The organism is Bacillus sp. FSL M8-0049, from assembly GCF_038593355.1.
Classification (GTDB): domain Bacteria; phylum Bacillota; class Bacilli; order Bacillales; family Bacillaceae; genus Bacillus; species Bacillus safensis.
On sequence record NZ_CP151986.1, the window covers coordinates 2996650 to 3014718 of the forward strand.

The 18069-nt window shown below is 41.3% G+C and carries 22 protein-coding genes and 1 other RNA gene; 5 read left to right on the plus strand and 18 right to left on the minus strand.

The genetic code is table 11. From position 1 onward, the window contains the following. Positions 1 to 13 precede the first annotated feature (13 nt). The 7 genes from NSU13_RS15545 to NSU13_RS15575 all read right to left on the minus strand — a co-directional run bounded on the left by NSU13_RS15545 (position 14) and on the right by NSU13_RS15575 (position 7117). Entirely contained in the window at positions 14 to 1291 is a 1278-nt protein-coding gene (locus NSU13_RS15545; protein ID WP_024426051.1) for a cation:dicarboxylase symporter family transporter, read from the minus strand. Between the two features lie 175 nt (positions 1292 to 1466). After that, the gene (locus tag NSU13_RS15550) at positions 1467 to 1601 is read right to left on the minus strand and encodes a hypothetical protein (RefSeq protein WP_342489617.1); all 135 of its coding nucleotides are present in this window, start codon (positions 1599 to 1601) and stop codon (positions 1467 to 1469) included. Beyond that, positions 1598 to 4033 carry a heavy metal translocating P-type ATPase gene (locus NSU13_RS15555; protein ID WP_342489618.1) on the minus strand — a complete coding sequence of 812 codons (2436 nt, stop codon included), beginning with the start codon at positions 4031 to 4033 and terminating at the stop codon, positions 1598 to 1600. The genes NSU13_RS15550 and NSU13_RS15555 overlap by 4 nt, the downstream gene beginning before the upstream one ends. Before the next feature lie 80 nt (positions 4034 to 4113). Next, positions 4114 to 4320, minus strand: coding sequence for a copper chaperone CopZ (copZ, locus tag NSU13_RS15560; protein ID WP_024423475.1), 207 nt, complete (start codon positions 4318 to 4320; stop codon positions 4114 to 4116). 72 nt (positions 4321 to 4392) lie between these two features. After that, the gene (locus tag NSU13_RS15565; protein WP_012011272.1) at positions 4393 to 4698 is read right to left on the minus strand and encodes a metal-sensing transcriptional repressor; all 306 of its coding nucleotides are present in this window, start codon (positions 4696 to 4698) and stop codon (positions 4393 to 4395) included. Positions 4699 to 4802: 104 nt separating this feature from the next. Continuing rightward, positions 4803 to 5258, minus strand: a complete 456-nt coding sequence (locus NSU13_RS15570; RefSeq protein WP_034280921.1) for a DUF6376 family protein — start codon at positions 5256 to 5258, stop codon at positions 4803 to 4805. Positions 5259 to 5515: 257 nt separating this feature from the next. After that, positions 5516 to 7117, minus strand: coding sequence for a histidine kinase N-terminal 7TM domain-containing protein (locus tag NSU13_RS15575; protein ID WP_327827495.1), 1602 nt, complete (start codon positions 7115 to 7117; stop codon positions 5516 to 5518). A gap of 239 nt (positions 7118 to 7356) precedes the next feature. On the opposite strand from NSU13_RS15575, the gene NSU13_RS15580 reads away from it, so the two are divergent. Both NSU13_RS15580 and NSU13_RS15585 read left to right on the plus strand, forming a co-directional pair. After that, positions 7357 to 7596 carry a hypothetical protein gene (locus NSU13_RS15580; protein WP_034280923.1) on the plus strand — a complete coding sequence of 80 codons (240 nt, stop codon included), beginning with the start codon at positions 7357 to 7359 and terminating at the stop codon, positions 7594 to 7596. Between the two features lie 330 nt (positions 7597 to 7926). Next, positions 7927 to 8049 carry a hypothetical protein gene (locus tag NSU13_RS15585; protein ID WP_326135281.1) on the plus strand — a complete coding sequence of 41 codons (123 nt, stop codon included), beginning with the start codon at positions 7927 to 7929 and terminating at the stop codon, positions 8047 to 8049. A gap of 45 nt (positions 8050 to 8094) precedes the next feature. Here the strand turns inward: NSU13_RS15585 and NSU13_RS15590 are convergent, their stop codons facing one another. The 9 genes from NSU13_RS15590 to NSU13_RS15630 all read right to left on the minus strand — a co-directional run bounded on the left by NSU13_RS15590 (position 8095) and on the right by NSU13_RS15630 (position 14875). After that, positions 8095 to 8595, minus strand: a complete 501-nt coding sequence (locus tag NSU13_RS15590) for a hypothetical protein (RefSeq protein ID WP_327827496.1) — start codon at positions 8593 to 8595, stop codon at positions 8095 to 8097. 109 nt (positions 8596 to 8704) lie between these two features. Further along, entirely contained in the window at positions 8705 to 8908 is a 204-nt protein-coding gene (locus NSU13_RS15595; RefSeq protein WP_075621765.1) for a hypothetical protein, read from the minus strand. Between the two features lie 605 nt (positions 8909 to 9513). Then, positions 9514 to 9877, minus strand: a transfer-messenger RNA (tmRNA) gene (gene ssrA / locus NSU13_RS15600). A gap of 174 nt (positions 9878 to 10051) precedes the next feature. After that, positions 10052 to 10522 (minus strand): SsrA-binding protein SmpB, encoded by a 471-nt coding sequence (gene smpB / locus NSU13_RS15605; protein ID WP_012011279.1) that lies wholly within the window; start codon positions 10520 to 10522, stop codon positions 10052 to 10054. A 139-nt stretch (positions 10523 to 10661) separates the two neighbouring features. Continuing rightward, positions 10662 to 13004: a ribonuclease R gene (rnr, locus tag NSU13_RS15610; protein ID WP_041115651.1), complete on the minus strand. Its 2343-nt coding sequence runs from the start codon at positions 13002 to 13004 to the stop codon at positions 10662 to 10664. A gap of 19 nt (positions 13005 to 13023) precedes the next feature. Then, the gene (locus tag NSU13_RS15615; protein ID WP_034280925.1) at positions 13024 to 13770 is read right to left on the minus strand and encodes a carboxylesterase; all 747 of its coding nucleotides are present in this window, start codon (positions 13768 to 13770) and stop codon (positions 13024 to 13026) included. Positions 13771 to 13894: 124 nt separating this feature from the next. After that, on the minus strand, positions 13895 to 14128 hold the full coding sequence (gene secG / locus NSU13_RS15620; protein ID WP_003212746.1) for a preprotein translocase subunit SecG: 234 nt from the start codon (positions 14126 to 14128) through the stop codon (positions 13895 to 13897). Positions 14129 to 14313: 185 nt separating this feature from the next. Further along, positions 14314 to 14604, minus strand: a complete 291-nt coding sequence (locus NSU13_RS15625) for an AbrB/MazE/SpoVT family DNA-binding domain-containing protein (protein WP_024423481.1) — start codon at positions 14602 to 14604, stop codon at positions 14314 to 14316. Positions 14605 to 14641: 37 nt separating this feature from the next. Then, a complete protein-coding gene (locus NSU13_RS15630; RefSeq protein WP_024719830.1) occupies positions 14642 to 14875 on the minus strand; it encodes a helix-turn-helix transcriptional regulator in 234 nt (77 codons plus the stop codon). Positions 14876 to 15029: 154 nt separating this feature from the next. On the opposite strand from NSU13_RS15630, the gene NSU13_RS15635 reads away from it, so the two are divergent. The 3 genes from NSU13_RS15635 to NSU13_RS15645 all read left to right on the plus strand — a co-directional run bounded on the left by NSU13_RS15635 (position 15030) and on the right by NSU13_RS15645 (position 16356). Continuing rightward, complete coding sequence (locus tag NSU13_RS15635) at positions 15030 to 15425, plus strand: helix-turn-helix transcriptional regulator (protein ID WP_034280928.1); 396 nt, start codon at positions 15030 to 15032, stop codon at positions 15423 to 15425. A 138-nt stretch (positions 15426 to 15563) separates the two neighbouring features. Then, positions 15564 to 15965, plus strand: a complete 402-nt coding sequence (locus NSU13_RS15640; protein ID WP_034280930.1) for a transcriptional regulator — start codon at positions 15564 to 15566, stop codon at positions 15963 to 15965. A gap of 70 nt (positions 15966 to 16035) precedes the next feature. Beyond that, positions 16036 to 16356, plus strand: coding sequence for a helix-turn-helix domain-containing protein (locus NSU13_RS15645; protein ID WP_024423485.1), 321 nt, complete (start codon positions 16036 to 16038; stop codon positions 16354 to 16356). Between the two features lie 79 nt (positions 16357 to 16435). On the opposite strand, the gene NSU13_RS15650 is transcribed toward NSU13_RS15645, so the two are convergent. Then, the gene (locus NSU13_RS15650) at positions 16436 to 17125 is read right to left on the minus strand and encodes an ABC transporter permease (protein WP_034280931.1); all 690 of its coding nucleotides are present in this window, start codon (positions 17123 to 17125) and stop codon (positions 16436 to 16438) included. Positions 17126 to 17146: 21 nt separating this feature from the next. Continuing rightward, positions 17147 to 18064, minus strand: coding sequence for an osmoprotectant ABC transporter substrate-binding protein (locus NSU13_RS15655; RefSeq protein ID WP_120207697.1), 918 nt, complete (start codon positions 18062 to 18064; stop codon positions 17147 to 17149). Between the last annotated feature and the right edge of the window lie 5 nt (positions 18065 to 18069).

Consider the following 18069-nt stretch of genomic DNA (forward strand, 5'->3'; position numbering starts at 1 on the left):
AAGATCTCCTTTTTTACGCTGCTTTTGTTTGTTGTTTTAATTCCTCAATATACTTCTTCGATTTCTCTTGATCAAATACTTTTTCCCACTTAGACATGACAATGGCTGCAAGTGAGTTACCAAATACGTTCACTGTTGTACGAACCATGTCAAGAAGTCGGTCGATCCCAACGATGAAGGCAAGTCCTTCAAGCGGCAGTCCCATGGCACCAAGAGTTGTGATGACAACAACGATCGATGCACCTGGTACACCAGCCATTCCTTTAGATGTCAGCATTAAAATTAATAGTAACGTAATTTGCTCATAGATGGAAAGCGGCATGCCGTACATTTGTGCAACAAATATCGCAGCAATGGATTGATAGATGGCACTTCCATCTAAGTTAAAGGTGTAGCCTGTTGGAATAACGAACGACGTGATCGCTTTCGGGCAGCCGAACTTCTCCATTTTGTCCATTAATCTAGGCAGTACAGCTTCTGAACTTGCTGTTGAGAATGCAAGAATGATTTCTTCTTTTAATACTTTAAATAGTGTAAAGACGCTTGTTCCAGCCATTTTCGCAATAATGCCAAGTACAACAATGACGAAGAATGCCATTGTACCGTAAACGACAAGTACCAGTTTGCCTAGCGGGAGAAGCGCTCCGACCCCGAATTTGATCACCGTCACACTGATGAGCGCGAATACACCAAATGGTGCAAACTTCATCACTTTATTGGTTACCCAGAACATGGCTTCGAGTATACCCTCAAAGAATCCTAATACTGGTTTTCCTTTGTCTCCAACTGCGGCAATTCCTAATCCGAATAAGACTGTAAAGAAGATGGTTGGTAATAGATCACCTTCTGCAATGGATTGGAAAACGTTTGTCGGTACAAGATGCACCAACGTTTCTGAGAAAGTCGCTTTTTCAGAAGAAGCCTTAGATGTCTCTTCATATTTAGAGATATCGCCTTTCTCCATGTTGCTCATATCAATTCCTGTACCAGGATGGAACAAGTTTGCTGCAAGCAGTCCAACTGCTAATGCAATCGTTGTCACAATCTCGAAGTACAGAATGGTTTTTCCGCCGAGTCTTCCGATCGTTTTCATATCTCCAACACCTGCAACTGCTACAATCAATGCAGCAATAACAATTGGAAGAACGATCATTTTAATTAAATGGATGAATATATCGCCAATCGGCGTTAACACATTAATAACGGTTTCATTTTGATAAAACAGCGCTCCCACGACAACACCCAGAACAAGTGCAATGAGTATTTGAGAAGCTAACCCTAACTTTTTCATACGTGAACCCCCTTTTATTGATAACGCTTTCTTTGTTGCTTAATCGCATCTTAACGACGAACCTACAAAAAACGACAAAAAAGAACAAAAAGAAGTGAATTTTTTATGAAAAATCTTTAAAAAGGTGGGTTTTTCCACAATATTGTTAAAAAAAGACTTTGCTTTTGGCGAAGTCTTAATGATTTTGCATCTGTTCACTTGGTGTATTTTGATTTTGATAAAATTCGTCATAAATCGCATATCCAATAAGTACAAGAGCAACATAGAGCAATGCACTAACGGTCCAAACCCATTTAACATTCATCTTCATTCTGCCACTCCCTCTCTGACTGGCTTCAATCGCTGCAATCTGAGCGCATTCAGCACAACGGACACGGAGCTAAAGGCCATTGCCGCTCCTGCAAGCCATGGCGCAAGGAAACCAAATGCAGCGATCGGTATCCCAATACAGTTATAGGCAAGCGCCCAAAATAGGTTTTGTTTAATGTTTCTCATCGTTTTTTTACTAAATTCCAGCGCATCTGCAATGGCATGGAGATTTCCTGTCATGAGCGTAATATCTGCCGCCTCCATGGCTACGTCTGTCCCTGTTCCAACCGCCATCCCAATATTCGCTGTTGCCAGGGCTGGGGCATCATTGATACCGTCTCCGACCATGGCGACTTTTTTTCCTTGTTCCTTAAGTGCCGTAATGTGAGCCGCTTTTTCTTCAGGAAGCACTTCAGCAATGACATGATCAATGCCCGCCTGTTTCGCAATCGCCTCTGCTGTCAGCTTGTTATCACCTGTCATCATCACAACGTGAATCCCCTGCTCTTTCAGACGAGCGATGGCTTGAGGAGAGGATGATTTGATCGTATCTGCCACTGCTACAATGCCGGCGACTTCTCCGTCAATCGCAACGAGCATAGCCGTTTTTCCTTGCTCCTCCAGCGTTGTGACAGATGCTTCGACTTGATCATATTGGATATGATGTTTCTGTAATAGCTTCCGTGTACCAATGAAAAGCTTGTGCCCAGCGGCTATTGCTTCAATTCCATGACCAGGATCTGCTTGGAAGGCTTCAACTTCGACCGCTTCAAGACCTTGTTCTTTCATACCGTTTGTGATCGCTTGGGCAAGCGGGTGTTCCGACTGCTGTTCTGCCGATCCTGCTAGCTGCAGCAGCTCATCTTCTGTCCGATTGGCATATGCGAGCACATCTGTCAGACTAGGCTCCCCTTTTGTCACAGTCCCTGTTTTATCTAACACCACCGTATCGAGTGATTGAGTCACTTCTAAATGCTCTCCGCCTTTAAACAGAATACCTGATTCAGCCGCACGGCCGCTGCCAGCCATAATAGAGGTTGGTGTGGCAAGACCGAGCGCACACGGACATGCGATGACAATGACAGCTATAAAGGTTTCAAGTGCTGACGTTACATTTCCTGGGTCAACAAAGAAAAACCATATCAGGAATGTGAGCACAGCAATTCCTACAACAATGGGAACGAATATTCCTGATATTTGATCTGCCATTCTTTGAATGGGTGCTTTTGAGCCCTGCGCTTGTTCTACGACTCGGATAATCTGTGAAAGAGCGGTCTCTTTCCCGACTTTCATCGCTTTTATTTTGATAAATCCATTTTTATTCATCGTTGCCCCGATGACCATATCTCCTGCTGTTTTATCAACAGGCAGACTTTCTCCTGTAATCATAGACTCATCTATCGCCGTTGTCCCCTCTATGATCTCTCCATCTACCGGCACTTTTTCTCCGGGTTTGACAAACACAAGATCATTCACTTTCACGTCAGAAATAGGCACAGTCATCTGTTTGCCATCACGCTCGATAACCGCTTCTTTCGCTTGTAAGCCCATCAGCTTTTGAATCGCTTCTGATGATCTTCCTTTTGCTCTTGCTTCCATTAATTTTCCGAGCACGATCAACGTAATGAGAACAGCACTTGTTTCATAATAGAGGGCCGCCTCATGTGTCCCTTGAACCGCTGACTGAATGCTTTCATATAAACTATAGAAAAACGCGGCAGATGTCCCAAGAGCGACGAGAACATCCATATTGGCACTTTTATTTCTTAAAGCCTTATACGCCCCTACATAAAAGGGCCAGCCGACAATGAACTGCACAGGCGCTGCCAACGCCAGCTGTACCCATGGATTCATAAACGCTTCAGGCAGCCAAATAAAGGACGTAATAGAAAAATGGCTGACCATTGCCCAAAGAAGCGGCAGTGACAAAATCATCGAGAATAAAAAGCGTGCCGTTTGCTTCTCTATTGCTGCTTGGCGGTGATCTTTCTTTCCTTCCTCTGCTTGATCTGCGGCTGGTTCAATTAAAGAATACCCAATAGACTGCACCGCATCTTTTATGTCATTTGTAGACGTTTGGCCCGGATGATATGTGACCTGAAGTGTCTCAAGTGCAAAATTTACAGACCCGTGATCGACACCGTCCATTCGGTTAATTTTTTTCTCGATTCGGTTTGCACAAGCCGCACACGTCATTCCCTCTATATCAAATTCTGCTTGCTCCATCACCACATCATAGCCAAGCGATTGAACTTTTCGCTTTAAATCATCTGGTGTTAGTTTCTCTGTTTCATAGACAATATGGGAAGTGTCAAGCGCCAAATTCACACTGGCATCCTCCACACCTTCCAGCCTGTTCAATCCCTTTTCGATACGGCCTGCACAAGCAGCACAGGTCATCCCCGTAATTTGAAAGTCAATTTCCTTTTTCATTGATCTCACCTCTCCATATACTCCATGGGGGTATTATTTTTTGAAAAAAATACGTGCTGTACTGCAGCACGTATACTTATTTATACGACATCATATCCCTGTTCTTCAATCACATCAGAAATACGGTGTAACGTGACTTGATCCGGATGAAATGAAACCTCCACCTGTCCTTTGTCTAAATGGACTTTCACAGATTCCACACCTGCTAATTCTCCTACATTTCCTTCGACTGCTTTCACGCAATGTCCGCAAGACATGCCCTGCACTTGAAGTGTTGCTTGTTCCACTTCTCATCGCCTCCATCAATCATTTTCTACAATTTACTATACCCTAGTAGGGTATGGATGTAAACATAAATGCTACGATTTTGTCAGTTTCGTAAAGACCGTCATTAACTCTTCAATGGCTTCATCCCCATTGCCGCTCTTGATAGCATCTGCAACACAATGATGTGTATGCTTTTCCATCAAATGAAGACTGACTTTTTTCAAAGCCGCATTGACTGCAGAGATTTGATTCACAACATCTATACAGTAACGATCGTTTTCAATCATTTGCTGGATCCCGCGAACTTGTCCTTCCACTCGTTTCAAGCGATTGATCAATTGGTCTTTTTCCTTTTCGGCTCTAGGCGAAGCCATATGTCTTTCTTCATGTTCTGTCATGTGATCACCTTTTTTTCATTATGACTTGTCTTTACCTAAATTAAAGCATATCTCCACCGAAAAAGGCAAAGATATGCTGAGCACCGCATATAAAGCTGTTTGTCCTAATTTGTTAATTGTTCGATATCCTGCAAAAGATTGACGGATTGCTGAAGCTGTTTCATCAATCCCTGCTGATCCTCCAGTATGGCGGCAACATCGATATCGCCTGCTTTCAATTGCTGTATATATGTTTGGATCTCCTCTGACAGCACTTTATTTTTTTCAATGATTTGTGCATGAAGGTCTTCTGCCATTTTTGGCGCTGTGACTTCATTAAAATCTTGAATGTCTGCCTTCAACGATTCAAGCTGCTGCGTTAATTCCGCCTTTTTGGCGGCGTTTTGCACAGCTTCTTCAGCGAGCTTTGGAAATTCCTCTGTAAATTGCTGAATGTCCGTCACATAGTCATTTGCCTCAGTGACATATGTCGTTGTATCGTTGACCTGATCAAGCAAGCCGGAGCAACCGCTTAATACAAGCGTGCCTGAAAATAGACAAGCCATCACGTATTTTTTCAAGATCGATCATCCTTTCATCTGTAGGATTAAAAGCATCATTTGTTCCGCTTCCCTATCACACAGATGCAAAAAGACCTTAAAAATAGCCAGACCTTTGCCTCATGTGTGATAGGCAAAGGTCTGGCTAACATTGTTCATGCCGGAATGGCCGAGAAACAACGAATGTTTCTGTAGTGACGACCAAAACCGTAAAAGCTACTCCCCTTTAGGAAACCGTTCAAATGTTATGTTTATCATATCGAATGTCAGGACAACAGTCAATGAGGAAGATCCTGCTCTTGATACAGCACATGGCCCTTACCAGTGGATGCATAAATCCGGTTCCGTCCTTGGCGTTTTGACATATACAAGGCCTGATCCGCTTCAAATAGAAGTGTCTCTAATACACAAGGATCATTGGCTGTGTGAGCAATTCCAAAGCTCGCTGTCACTCGCACTTTTTCCTTATCATTCGTAAAGAAACTTGCTTCAAACGAATGTCTTATTTGTTCCGCGATATGACATGCCTCTTTAAATGACTGATGAGGCAGACAAATGGCAAACTCTTCTCCCCCATATCGTCCAAATAAATCATCCATTTGTAAATGCTCCTGACAAATAGAGACAACATGACGCAGCGCTTCATCCCCGATATGATGTCCGTGTGTGTCATTGATTTGTTTAAAGAAATCAATATCAAACAGCATAACAGCGGTATCCTGCGCATCCTCTTCAAGGATCAACTGCGTTCGTTCGATGAAAGAAGATCGATTGAAAATATTCGTCAAACCATCGATATACGCACGACGCTCCAGCTCTTCCTGCAGCAAACGCTGCTCTGTAACATCACTGATCACTATTTGCCTGCCCTCAATCTCTCCTCTTCTATTAAATAGAGAGGAAGCGGTCAGATGATAATAATAGGACTGGTCTTTTTCTTTTTTCCACATTAAATCATATTGCGAATGATCCTGCGGAGAGCGCAGCCATTGAATGAACGCTGAATCTTTGATGATTACTGAGAAAATATCGTCGATCTTATAGCCAATTCCCTTTTTATTCGCAAGTGCTGGAATGATCGATGCAGCAGCGGGATTGTAATCAATGAGTGTCCGATATCGATCTAAAATCAAAACCCCTTCAGACATATGCTCAAACACACGCTCCATTGCAATGGGAGACAGCTTAAACAGCTGGAACGACATAATTGCCCATAAATAGAGTGCGTTGGTAATAAACATCACCACAGGAACCGGATCAATATGCAGGGGTGTAACGCCTAATAAATAAATAAAAGAAGTCAAAATTGGTAAGGACATTCCCACTAACAGTATCAGAATCTGCTTTAAATATTCTTTTTTTGTGACACGTAAAAACCAAAGCAGCATAAAAATAGCAAGCATCGAACAGCCAAACGTATAAACGCCATGAATGATATACCAATAGCCAATCGTAAAATCAGCCAATAAAAACCCATCTACTGGATTCATCGTGATGCTTCGATAAAAGAGTGAATGTAAAGAGTTGGTGAACACCATAATGGTTGTGAGAGTTGGAATCAATAAGATGAGAAGCACGCGGCGCTTTGTGAAATATTGATGGAACCCCGTAAATTGCAGCACAATCAGCAGACTGAGCGGTGCGATAAACGGAAGACCTATGTATTGAAAACAAACCCAGAACATGATTTCTTCAGGGGTACGAGCCAATAATTCAAACGTATGCCCAAAGATATAAATCGCAGTTGCTCCAGACATGTACATAAACAATTGACAGCCAATATACCGGTGGCGGTTCGCATGAGCAATGATTGATAATATCACGGACAGAATGCCAGAAACACTCATGATCACAATAAAATGTAAAACAATCGAATCCATGTAAACGCCCCAATTTCAGTTATTTAGAACTAGTCTAATCTTACTATATATGAGGACGTCTCAAATGGGAAGATGTGATTTTGAATTGGTTGGAGGTTTTTTGTAAAATTTCAGGCGTTATCTGTTTGTGATCCCTTATATTTTCACTACTTTTTGCTTAATTTGAGGGAGAAGTATGTTGCGTCTGTAGAAATATCTGTACAATGTGGAGATCAATGGAGAGGAGACTCGAAAGGAATATGACTTTTTGGATGATTATGACGGGGCTGTTTATGTTGATTCTTTTAGAAAAACCGTTTGAAAAGAGAAGTTCTGGATTGTTATTTTTGATCAGTTATTTACTGCTGATTGCGGTTTATGTGATTCAGACAACGTTTGTGGAACTTGTGCCGGATGGATTTTTGATGATGCTTGCGGTGGTTGTCGTTTTTCCTTTGTTTGTTCGGTTGGTGCAGTCTTCTTTGAGAAACCGTACATAAGAAAAGAGATGCCAGATGCGGCATCTCTTTTTCTGCTGTGAACCAAGTTCGGTGTATTCCCCTTAAAAGTTTCAGCATTATTTTTCTAAATCAAGGTTTTGATTTGTCCTTTGGTATATCTTTAGCTTTCTCATCTTCAATTTTACTAACTTCTGTTTTTGCATGGTCCATTTCTTCTAATTCTTTCTTCATTCTAGAATTTATAAAATTTAAATCTTTATCTACAACTTTAATTTGCTTTGTAACCTTTAAGATATCTTTTAAAAGCGGTTCGGCGTGACTGATCTTGAAAGGAAGCTTACCGAATCATCTATAGTTTGAGGCAGTTAGATGGATGAACTAAAACGGAAAACTGGTAAGGATGAGCCGACGATCCTAAAGGTGTTAAAAATCTTGTGTCAAGAAATGAATTTAGAATGGGATAAAGAGAAGAAGGAATGGTGGCTTAAGTAATGTAAAAAAGCCGCCCAGGTTGACGGCCAATTTCACATAATAATTTTATTCATATTGAGCAGGAGCAATTTTGGCTACTGGTGCACCACAAAACAGCATGAACGCGAATAATACGGGCGGCTTAATTGCAATATTCATAACTGCAAGAGCACCTAATACAGCTATCCAATCTCCTTTTTCAATTGATTTTTGTAGGTGCTTTAATGTGCCCTTAGCGACACCAATTGCATCCTCGACACAGCGAGTTACCGTGTTACTTTTCGTGGTCACTTCTTGATTCATTAATTTTGCAAAAGCGATCATTCCATCTTTCACTTCAGCCGAATAAGGTGACTTCGCAAGCTCTTTCTCATTAATGACGAAACCTTTTTTTTCAGAAACAATAATCTTTGTGAAGATATATTCAATTTCTTTTAATGACTTCTCAATTTGCTCTTCTGTCAAACCTTCTAATCCCTTTGTGCTTTGTGTCTTTGCAGCAGCAGCTGGCGCAAATGCAGTTACAGCCAAGACTAATGCTAACATTAAAAATAATAATCTCTTCATTTTAAAACCCCCTTTAAGTTTTCAAAATAACTTTATCATACAAATATAGAAAATAAAGGGTTTTAAGTGAGAGTTAAAGTCTTCTTACAAATATCGACATATTGTGACACTAACCCCACATAAATAGAAGGAAAAATGATAGCGCCCAAGCATATATACCAAGCATTACAAAAACTTTCAGGAAACTCTCGTACTTTGTAAGAGGACGTTCCTTTTTTAATTTCGACAATCGCCGGTGAAGAGCATAACCAGAGAACAAAAGAATTAATTGACCAATTCTTGATACGTTTTCTAATATATCTATACCATTCATTATAGTTCACCTCCCAAATCAGAGAAAAATCAAACATTCTACACATCTACTTTTCATGTATATCTAAGGTAATTTCAATTTATTATCTCAAATTTCCTTTCACCTTCCAACATTTATGTAAAAATAAGTAATAAGAAGCATTAAACAAGATAGATGTCTCTACGTGTTTTTTTATATTCTAAAAATACGGATGATAAATAGGTGGACATGAAGTAACTGAATTAACACAAAAAAGCCCCTCCAAAAATATGGAGGAGTTCTCATTTTACTTTTGTTTTACCTGAACATATTTTGATGAAGCAGTGATGAATAATCCTGATTTAAGTTTAAACATTTTCGATCCGTTAACCGTCACAGTCTTATCAATCTGTGTTTCGCTGATCAATTGGACTTATCGTAAACCATGTGTAATATTTAATAAATAAAAAATACAAGGCACTCAGGTGTTGCAGAAACACTAAACACTTATAGCCACCTATACACTTCCAAACAAAAGGAAGTTGTAGCTTTCATGGAAGAAGAAATTTTCTAAAATGATGCCAAAATGTTGCCAGACACGCACCAAGGGCTTTCAAACCCTTGATACGACTGCATTCTAAAAGTTTTGATGGAGACGGTGGGAGTCGAACCCACGTCCAGAGACATCGATTACTTAAGCGTCTACGAGCGTAGTCAACATATTTACGTGTTCACTCATCCTCATGCCTGCTGACGGGCGCTTGGAGAGCTAGTCTGATGGATCTCTTCTTACGTCCTCAGACGGAAACGTAAGCGTAGCCTACTTCATTGGGCTCCTCACAGACACATAGGCGATGTCAGGAAGAGCTCGCTGCGCTTATTAGGCAGCTAGTGCTAAGTTTTGGTTAAAACTTTTAGTTTTGCCAGTTACATTTAAGTGCGTGTTAACGAGATCGCCTCTCGGCTCGCAGCCTAAGCTCGAACCATCCCTGTCGAATCCGTAACGTCCCCTTGTAAAAGGGATATACGGGATGGAAGTTCAGCTTCACTGCTTCCGTATATAACTATTATAACAATCTCATCGCTTGAAACAACTGGTGGTTTCTGTAAAAAAAGCGGTGGTTGTTTACTGCATAACATATTGTAGCATAATGCTTCCGCTCTCAGCAAGCCATCTGCATCAGGCTAGAATTGCTTTTGACGATCGCGGAAGGCACGTTCGATTTCACGTTTTGCATCTTTTTTCTTCAGATCTTCACGTTTATCGTATTTCTTCTTCCCTTTTCCGATTCCGATCAGCACTTTGGCAAAGCCATTTTTCAAATAAAGTTTCAGAGGCACAAGTGAGTAGCCTTCTTCCTTTGTCGCACCAATCAATTTGCTGATTTGCTTGCGATGAAGCAGCAGCTTTCTCGTTCTCAGCGGATCATGGTTATAACGGTTCCCCTGTTCGTATGGGCTCACGTGCATATTATGAAGAAACACTTCTCCTCGTTCGATTTTGGCAAAAGAATCTTTTAAATTCACTTTTCCAGCACGAATCGATTTGATTTCAGTTCCTTGTAATACTAGGCCAGCTTCGTATGTTTCTTCTATAAAGTAATCATGATTTGCTTTTTTGTTTTGGGAAACAACTTTTCCCTCTCCCTTTGGCATTGGCGTACACCCTCCTTTTGACACAAACACGGTCCAAATCGTACGGATTATTTTATCAAACAATCCAGCTTTCGACAATGCTGACGCCATGTGGTCAAAAAGCAAATAGAGCGGGATGCCCTATTTGCTTTTTGGCACGTTACTTTTTCTTTTTGCGTTTTTGTTTCGGTGCGTTTTCAAATACGCGTTTTTTCTTTTTCTTCTTTTTACGGTTTGTGAACCAGTCACTTCCGCTTTTATCCTCTTTGCCTTTTTCCCCAGAGGCTTTTTGACCTCCACGCCCTTTTTTCGCTGGTGGATCTGTCCGTTTTTTGAACTTGAAATCTTTTGGAGATTTACGGCGAGTGCCCTTCATCCCGACGATTTCAAAATCAATTGAGTGCTCATCTTTATTAACATTAACAACTTTGACAGTGATTTCGTCACCGATACGGTAGACATTCCCTGTACGTTCACCGATCATGGCAAAGTGCTGTTCATCAAAGCGATAATAGTCGTCTGTCATGTAGCTGACATGGACAAGACCTTCTATCGTATTAGGCAGTTCAACGAATAGTCCGAAGTTCGTCACGGAACTAATCATGCCATCAAACTCTTCACCGATTTTATCTAGCATAAACTCTGCCTTCTTCAGATCATCTGTTTCACGCTCTGCATCGACTGAGCGGCGCTCCATTGTGGACGCATGATCTGCGATTTCAGGCAGCAGCTGGCCCCACTTTTCTAAGGTCGCTTCATCTGTCTTTTTCTGAATCAAATAGGTTCTAATCAGTCTATGCACGATTAAATCCGGGTAACGGCGGATCGGTGATGTGAAGTGTGTATAGAATTCCGTTGATAATCCAAAATGGCCAATGCTTTCTGGATCATACTTCGCCTGTTTCATAGAGCGAAGCATCACAGTTTGAATGACGACTTCTTCTGGTTGATCCCTGACAGCATCGAGGACACTTTGAAGTGCGCGCGGGTGAATGTTCGTTGACGTCCCTTTCACAATGTAACCAAACGTCGTTACGAACTCTAAAAAGCGCTGAAGCTTCTCAGGGTTTGGTTCTTCGTGAATTCGGTAAATGAACGGAACATTCATCCAGTGGAAATGCTCTGCAACCGTTTCGTTTGCAACAAGCATGAATTCTTCAATTAATTTCTCTGCAACGGAACGCTCACGAATGACAACGTCTTTCGCTGCGCCTTCATCATCTACAAGTACTTTTGCTTCCTTGAAATCAAAGTCTACAGCTCCGCGCTCCATTCGTTTGTCACGAAGAATCTCTGCAAGCTTCTCCATCTCTTGAAACATCGGCACTAGCGGCTCATATTTGTTTAAAAGCTCTTCGTCTTGGTCGACTAAAATCTTATTCACATCAGAATAGGTCATTCTCTCCGTCGTTTTGATCACACTTTGGAAAATCTCGTGTTTGACGACTTTTCCGTTTCGATCAATGACCATTTCACAAGACAGTGTGAGACGATCGACCTTTGGATTTAATGAACAAATACCGTTTGACAAACGATGAGGAATCATTGGGATGACGCGGTCGACGAGATACACACTCGTTCCACGTTCATAAGCTTCCTGATCAATCGGCGAATTCTCTGTGACATAATGAGAAACGTCTGCAATGTGCACGCCAAGCTTATATTTGCCATCATCCAGCTTTTGCACAGTTACAGCATCATCTAAGTCCTTCGCATCTGCACCGTCAATCGTCACAATCGTTTCATTGCGCAAGTCGCGTCTGCCTTCAAGGTCTTTTTCATCAATCGTTTCAGGTGTGTCTGCTGCCTGCTGAAGTGCTTCTTCTGGGAACTCACCTGGCAGACCGTGTTTATGAATGATCGACAAAATATCAATGCCAGGGTCATTTTTATGACCGAGGATTTCAGTCACTTCACCTTCTGCACTCATTCTTCCTTCAGGGTAGCTTGTCAGCGTCACAACGACTTTATGACCTTCGACCGCACCGTTTTTAGCGGATTTCGGAATGAAGATATCGTTTGTGATTTTTTTATCATCAGGAATGACAAAGCCAAAGCTTTTCGTTTCTGTGTAGGTACCGACAACCGTCTGAGTATTACGCTCGAGAATACGGATAACAGTTCCTTCTTTTTTCGTGCCGTTTGATTTGTGGCTGACACGAACCATGACGGTATCTCCATTCATCGCTGTGCCTAACTCATTTGGCGGGATGAAAATATCATCCTGTCCAAACTCTTCAGGCGTTACAAATGCAAATCCTTTTGCATGAGCAGACAGCTTTCCTTTTACCAAATTCATTTTTTCTGGTACACCGTAACGGTCGCTGCGCGTGCGAACGATGAGTCCTTGATCCTCCAGCGTCACAAGTGCTTTGACGAGCTCTTTATAATCATCAGGATTGGTAATCTCCATCATGACTTCCAGCTCTTGAACGGTTAACGGTTTATACGCTTCTTCTTTCATAAAAGCGAGTAATTCATCCATAAATTCTTCTTTTTGCACACTCTAACCCCCTATATATTTAAATTGACCAATCAAGTGATTCTAAGAATGCATAGACATCCTGATGAACCTTCTCCCGCTCTTTATCAAGCGTGATGACATGGCCTGATTCTTCATACCATTTCAAATGCTTATCATCTGTCTCTACTTCGTTATAAATGATATTCGCACTGTCTGTATTAATCATATGATCGTGACGTGCCTGCACAACAAAAGTAGGTGAATAGATCATGTCGACATTGTTTCTAACATCTGCAATCAGTTCTTGCAGGCTCCTCAGTGTATCCATTGGTGTTTTCTTGAACGATTCCATTTCTTGTTCAATTTGGTCCTCTGACTTACCCTCAAATTTCTTATAGTTACGGGCATAATCTAGTACACCCTGGTACATGACTTCTTCACTTTTTATGTACATAGGTGCACACATAGGTACAATTCCCTTTACAGGTACAGTGTAACCTAATTTTAATGAAAAAACTCCTCCGAGGGATAGTCCGCAAACTGCAATCTCCTCATAACCCTCATCTTTTAAGAATTGATAGCCTTCTTCAACATCTTTCCACCAGTCAGCCGGGCCTGTATGGACAAGCTCTTCTGGCGGCACACCGTGTCCTTTATATTGAGGTGCATGGCATGTATATCCTCTATCGTTCAAATAACGGCCAAGCATTCGAACATCGGCTGTATTCCCAGTAAAACCGTGAAGAAGAAGCACCGCCTTTTCTCCACCTTTAAACGTGAATGGTTTTGGTGTAACAACTTTCATGATGTGACTTCCTTTCCTTCTGGTATGGTTTATATTTTCCACTTGTATGTATGAAACAAACACAAAAGAGTGCTGATAATAAAAAAAGGTCTGAAAAAAGATCAGACCTTCTGTTACTCGCGCTTTACACGCCTAAATATGCCAATGCAAGTGTTAAGATGAAGAAAAGCACTGACAAAATAACCGTTAAACGGTGAAGAATCAAGTCAAGGCCTCTCGCTTTTTGCTTACCGAAAAGCTGCTCGGCTCCACCTGAAATAGCGCCTGACAGTCCAGCACTTTTACTTGATTGTAGTAATACAACGATGATAAGTGCGATACTGACAATTACGAGTAATGTGATAACAAATGCGTGCATGAAAACACCTCCAGACAAACTGGTACACATAACTTTATTTTACATGAAAACAAGGTGCATGTCACGAAACATCAAAATAAAGATTTCCTATATATTGTCGACTTGATTCGTTATTTTGATACAATTTCGTTCCAAAGTGCTGATTGCAGCATTTTTATATGAAATTTTTCGGTTAAAAACACATTTTAATGAGTTGCTTCTTCCTTCAATAGCTGTTTTAATTCTACTAACAAACGTTCAGCTCCTTCAGGACTCAGCATCACGTTCCCATTTCCATAGCTTTTGTTGTACTTCGTCACTTGTCCCGTTAACAGGCAGCTCTTATCTGCATCATATTTTTTCAGCATAATGGTTTGATCTTCAATGAAAATTTCTAACAGCTGCTCTTCTTTAATATTGAGTACCTTGCGCATTTCTGAGGGCAGTACAATTCTGCCGAGAGAATCAATGTGTCTGACCATCCCAGTCCTTTTCAATGACATTTCCTCCTTGATGATGATATGATGATATCACTCATTGACTTTTGTCAACATTTTCATAGTAAAATAGATCTTCAAATTTTTTATCAAAGTAATGAATCATTTTGCCAATGACAAGCTGTCCCGGTTTTCGGTGACCATTTAATACCCTGCTAAGTGTGGCAGGAGAGATGCCAATTTCATCAGCGAGCTGATTTAACGACATATCGTTCTCGATCATATACTGCATGACAAAAGCCCGCCTGATCTGAATCTTTTCGACCATCATTACAACCTCCTATGGAATCATTATGTACAACATGTAAGACTTTCACATCAAGCAGATTCATTAACTTATGTCAACACTTTTACCCCTCTGCTATTTCCTTTGGTCAATGATCATACTAAAATAAGTCATATACTGAAATGTGAGGTTCGATGTCATGAATCACTTTGGTGAACAATTACGCATTTTAAGAGAAAATAGAAAAATGTCGGTCAATCAGCTTGCCATGTATTCAGGTGTCAGCGCTGCTGGTATTTCTCGTATTGAAAATGGAAAGCGCGGTGTGCCAAAGCCTTTAACCATAAAAAAATTAGCACACGCTTTGAAGGTGCCTTATGAGGATTTAATGCTGCTTGCCGGTCATATTGAACAGGAACAAGTTCATGAAATGAAACCGAAATATGAGTCCATGTTAAAAATCTATCAAACGGCGCTTCAAAAGGATGTAGAACATCTCCCCATTTTTGACGGGGACAAATGGGAAAGGCTCTCCGCACAAGACATCAGCCAGCTGAATGAATACTTTCTCACGCTCATCAACCAAAAAAGGTGAACAAATAGCGGGGCATAAACCTAATGTACATCCACCATTAACTAATGTCAATATTTTCATGGTGCACTTATTGCCAATAGTCAACAAATCAAGTAAAATAGACATATCTAATCTATAACCATGTGAGGTTTTGCGTTAATGAACTTTGGTGCATATTTAAGAGCATTACGTGAGGAAAAGAAGCTGTCGGTGAACCAATTAGCGATGTATTCTGAGGTCAGCGCTGCCGGTATATCTCGTATTGAAAACGGGAAACGCGGCATTCCGAAACCTCCTACGATTAAAAAGTTAGCTGGTGCGTTAAAGGTACCTTATGAAGACATGATGCAGGCTGCGGGCTATATTGAGGAAGCCGCTTCTGTCCAACAGCTTAGGGAAGATGATCTTGCTTTATCCAAAATAAAGGAAGCCGCAGCGCAATATGAACTTGGTGATCTCGAAATATTTGATGGTGACATATGGTCAACCCTTTCGAAAAAAGAAATAGAGGACCTCAACCGCTATTTGTTATTTATGTTAAACAGCCGTTCGTCCTCATAAATGTTTAAGCTTTTTGCGCCGATTTATGACAGATTTACGGTATAATGGGTTCAGATTGGAGTGAAGAAAGATGAATCAATCTGACATGTGCCCGCGGTTTGAAAAAGCAGTTGAGTTATTGAGTAAACGCTGGGTGGCACTGATTGTTTTTCAGCTTCTCTCAGGTCAGCAGCGCTTTAGTGAAATTGAGGCGGCTCTGACAAATTTAAGCGGAAGAGTATTATCTGAGAGATTAAAAGAGCTGGAAGCAGCAGGTATTGTAAAACGGGAGGTTTTTGCTGAAACACCCGTGCGCATTGAGTATTCTTTAACAGATATGGGGCGTTCACTTGCACCCGTTTTTGAGGAAATTGCGAAGTGGTCCTCTGAATGGATCACGCTTGAATCATAAACCAGCATTCGAACCGCCTGATCATCATAAAACAACCTCCCTTACAGCGATGTAAGGGAGGTTTTGTCTTTTCAACTGCTTAAGCAGATGTGATGTTTTTTTCAGCTAACGCTTTTCTTTCTTTTTTCTTGTTTGTCGGGCTTAAATAGCGTTCGAGCCAGCCCATGACAAGGTCAGCGATAATAGCCATAAGTGCAGTTGGAATCGCACCTGCTAAAATGATGGCTGTTCCGTTTGTGGCGTTTGACCCTCTGATGATGATATCACCAAGACCTCCCGCGCCCACAAATGTTCCAATCGCTGTAATTCCGATGGCAATGACCAGTGCGGTTCTTAAACCAGCCATAATGACTGATAAAGCAAGCGGTAGTTCAACCATTCTCAGCACTTGCCATTTCGTCATGCCCATCGCTTTACCTGATTCTAAATAGGCATGTTCAATGCTGACAATGCCTGTATACGTGTTTCTGATGATCGGCAGAAGCGAATACAGAAAGAGTGATAGGATGACTGTATTTGCGCCAAGTCCTAATACAAGCATCAACACGGAAAGCATCGCTAATGCCGGTATCGTTTGGATGACGTTGGTAATGGCAAAGACCCAATTGCTCAGCTTGCGGTAATGCGCGACAAAGATGCCTACTGGAATCCCGACAATCGCCGCAAACAACACCCCATACGCCGACATGAGAAAATGCCGATAAAATTCTTCTAACACATATGACCCGTTCTGCTGATAATACGTCCATAATTGCTGCAGTGTGTCCATCAGCCGTGACACCTCCCCATCTTACTCAAAGTAATTGTGTTTTTTCAGGAAATTCTTCGCAACGGTTGCTGGTTCTTGAAGCTCTCCGTCGACTTGATAGTTCAGCTCTTGCATTTGTTCTGTATCGATTTTTCCGATCAGCCTGTTGATCACCTTATCAAGCCCTGGATTTTCTTTTAAGACTTTCTCCGGGACTACTGGCGATGCATCATATGGCGGGAAGAACCGTTTATCATCTTTTAAGATTTTGAGATTATAGGCTTTGATTCGTCCATCTGTTGAATAGGCAAGTACAATATCCATTTTTTCATTTTTTAATGCATCATAGACTAAACCAATCTGCATCGGATATGTGCTGCCAAATTTGATTCCGTATGTTTTCACAAATCCGTCATAGCCGTCGCCTTTCTTTTTGAGCCATATGTTATCGACCCCAAATCGGTAATTGGTCGCATTCTTTTTCAAATCAGAGACCGTTTCTAAATTATTTTCCTTCGCCATCTTCTGCGTTACGGCAAAGGCATACGTATTATCAAATCCATAAGAATCAAACCATTTGTAATCATAGCGTTTTTTAAATTCTTTTTGGACGATCTCCATCGCCCGCTCCGGGTCTTTTTCCGCATCCATTCCAAGCGTGCTTGTTAAATCTGTGCCTGAATATCTTGTGGCAGAAATGTCGACATCTCCGTTTTCCATTGCTTTCTGCTGCACAGTGTTGGAGCCTAGGTTTTTCACAATGGTCGTCTTTTTATCTGTGTAATGTTCAATCATATCGCCAACCATATAGGCCATAATTTCTGATTCGGTAAAGTTTTGTGCTCCAATTCGCAGTGTGCCCCCTGAGGAGCCGGCTAGTCCAGGAAGTGAACAGCCGCTTATCAATAGCAAGCATCCGGCAAGCAGTGCACTGATCCATTTTGTTTTTCGATTCTTCACATAAG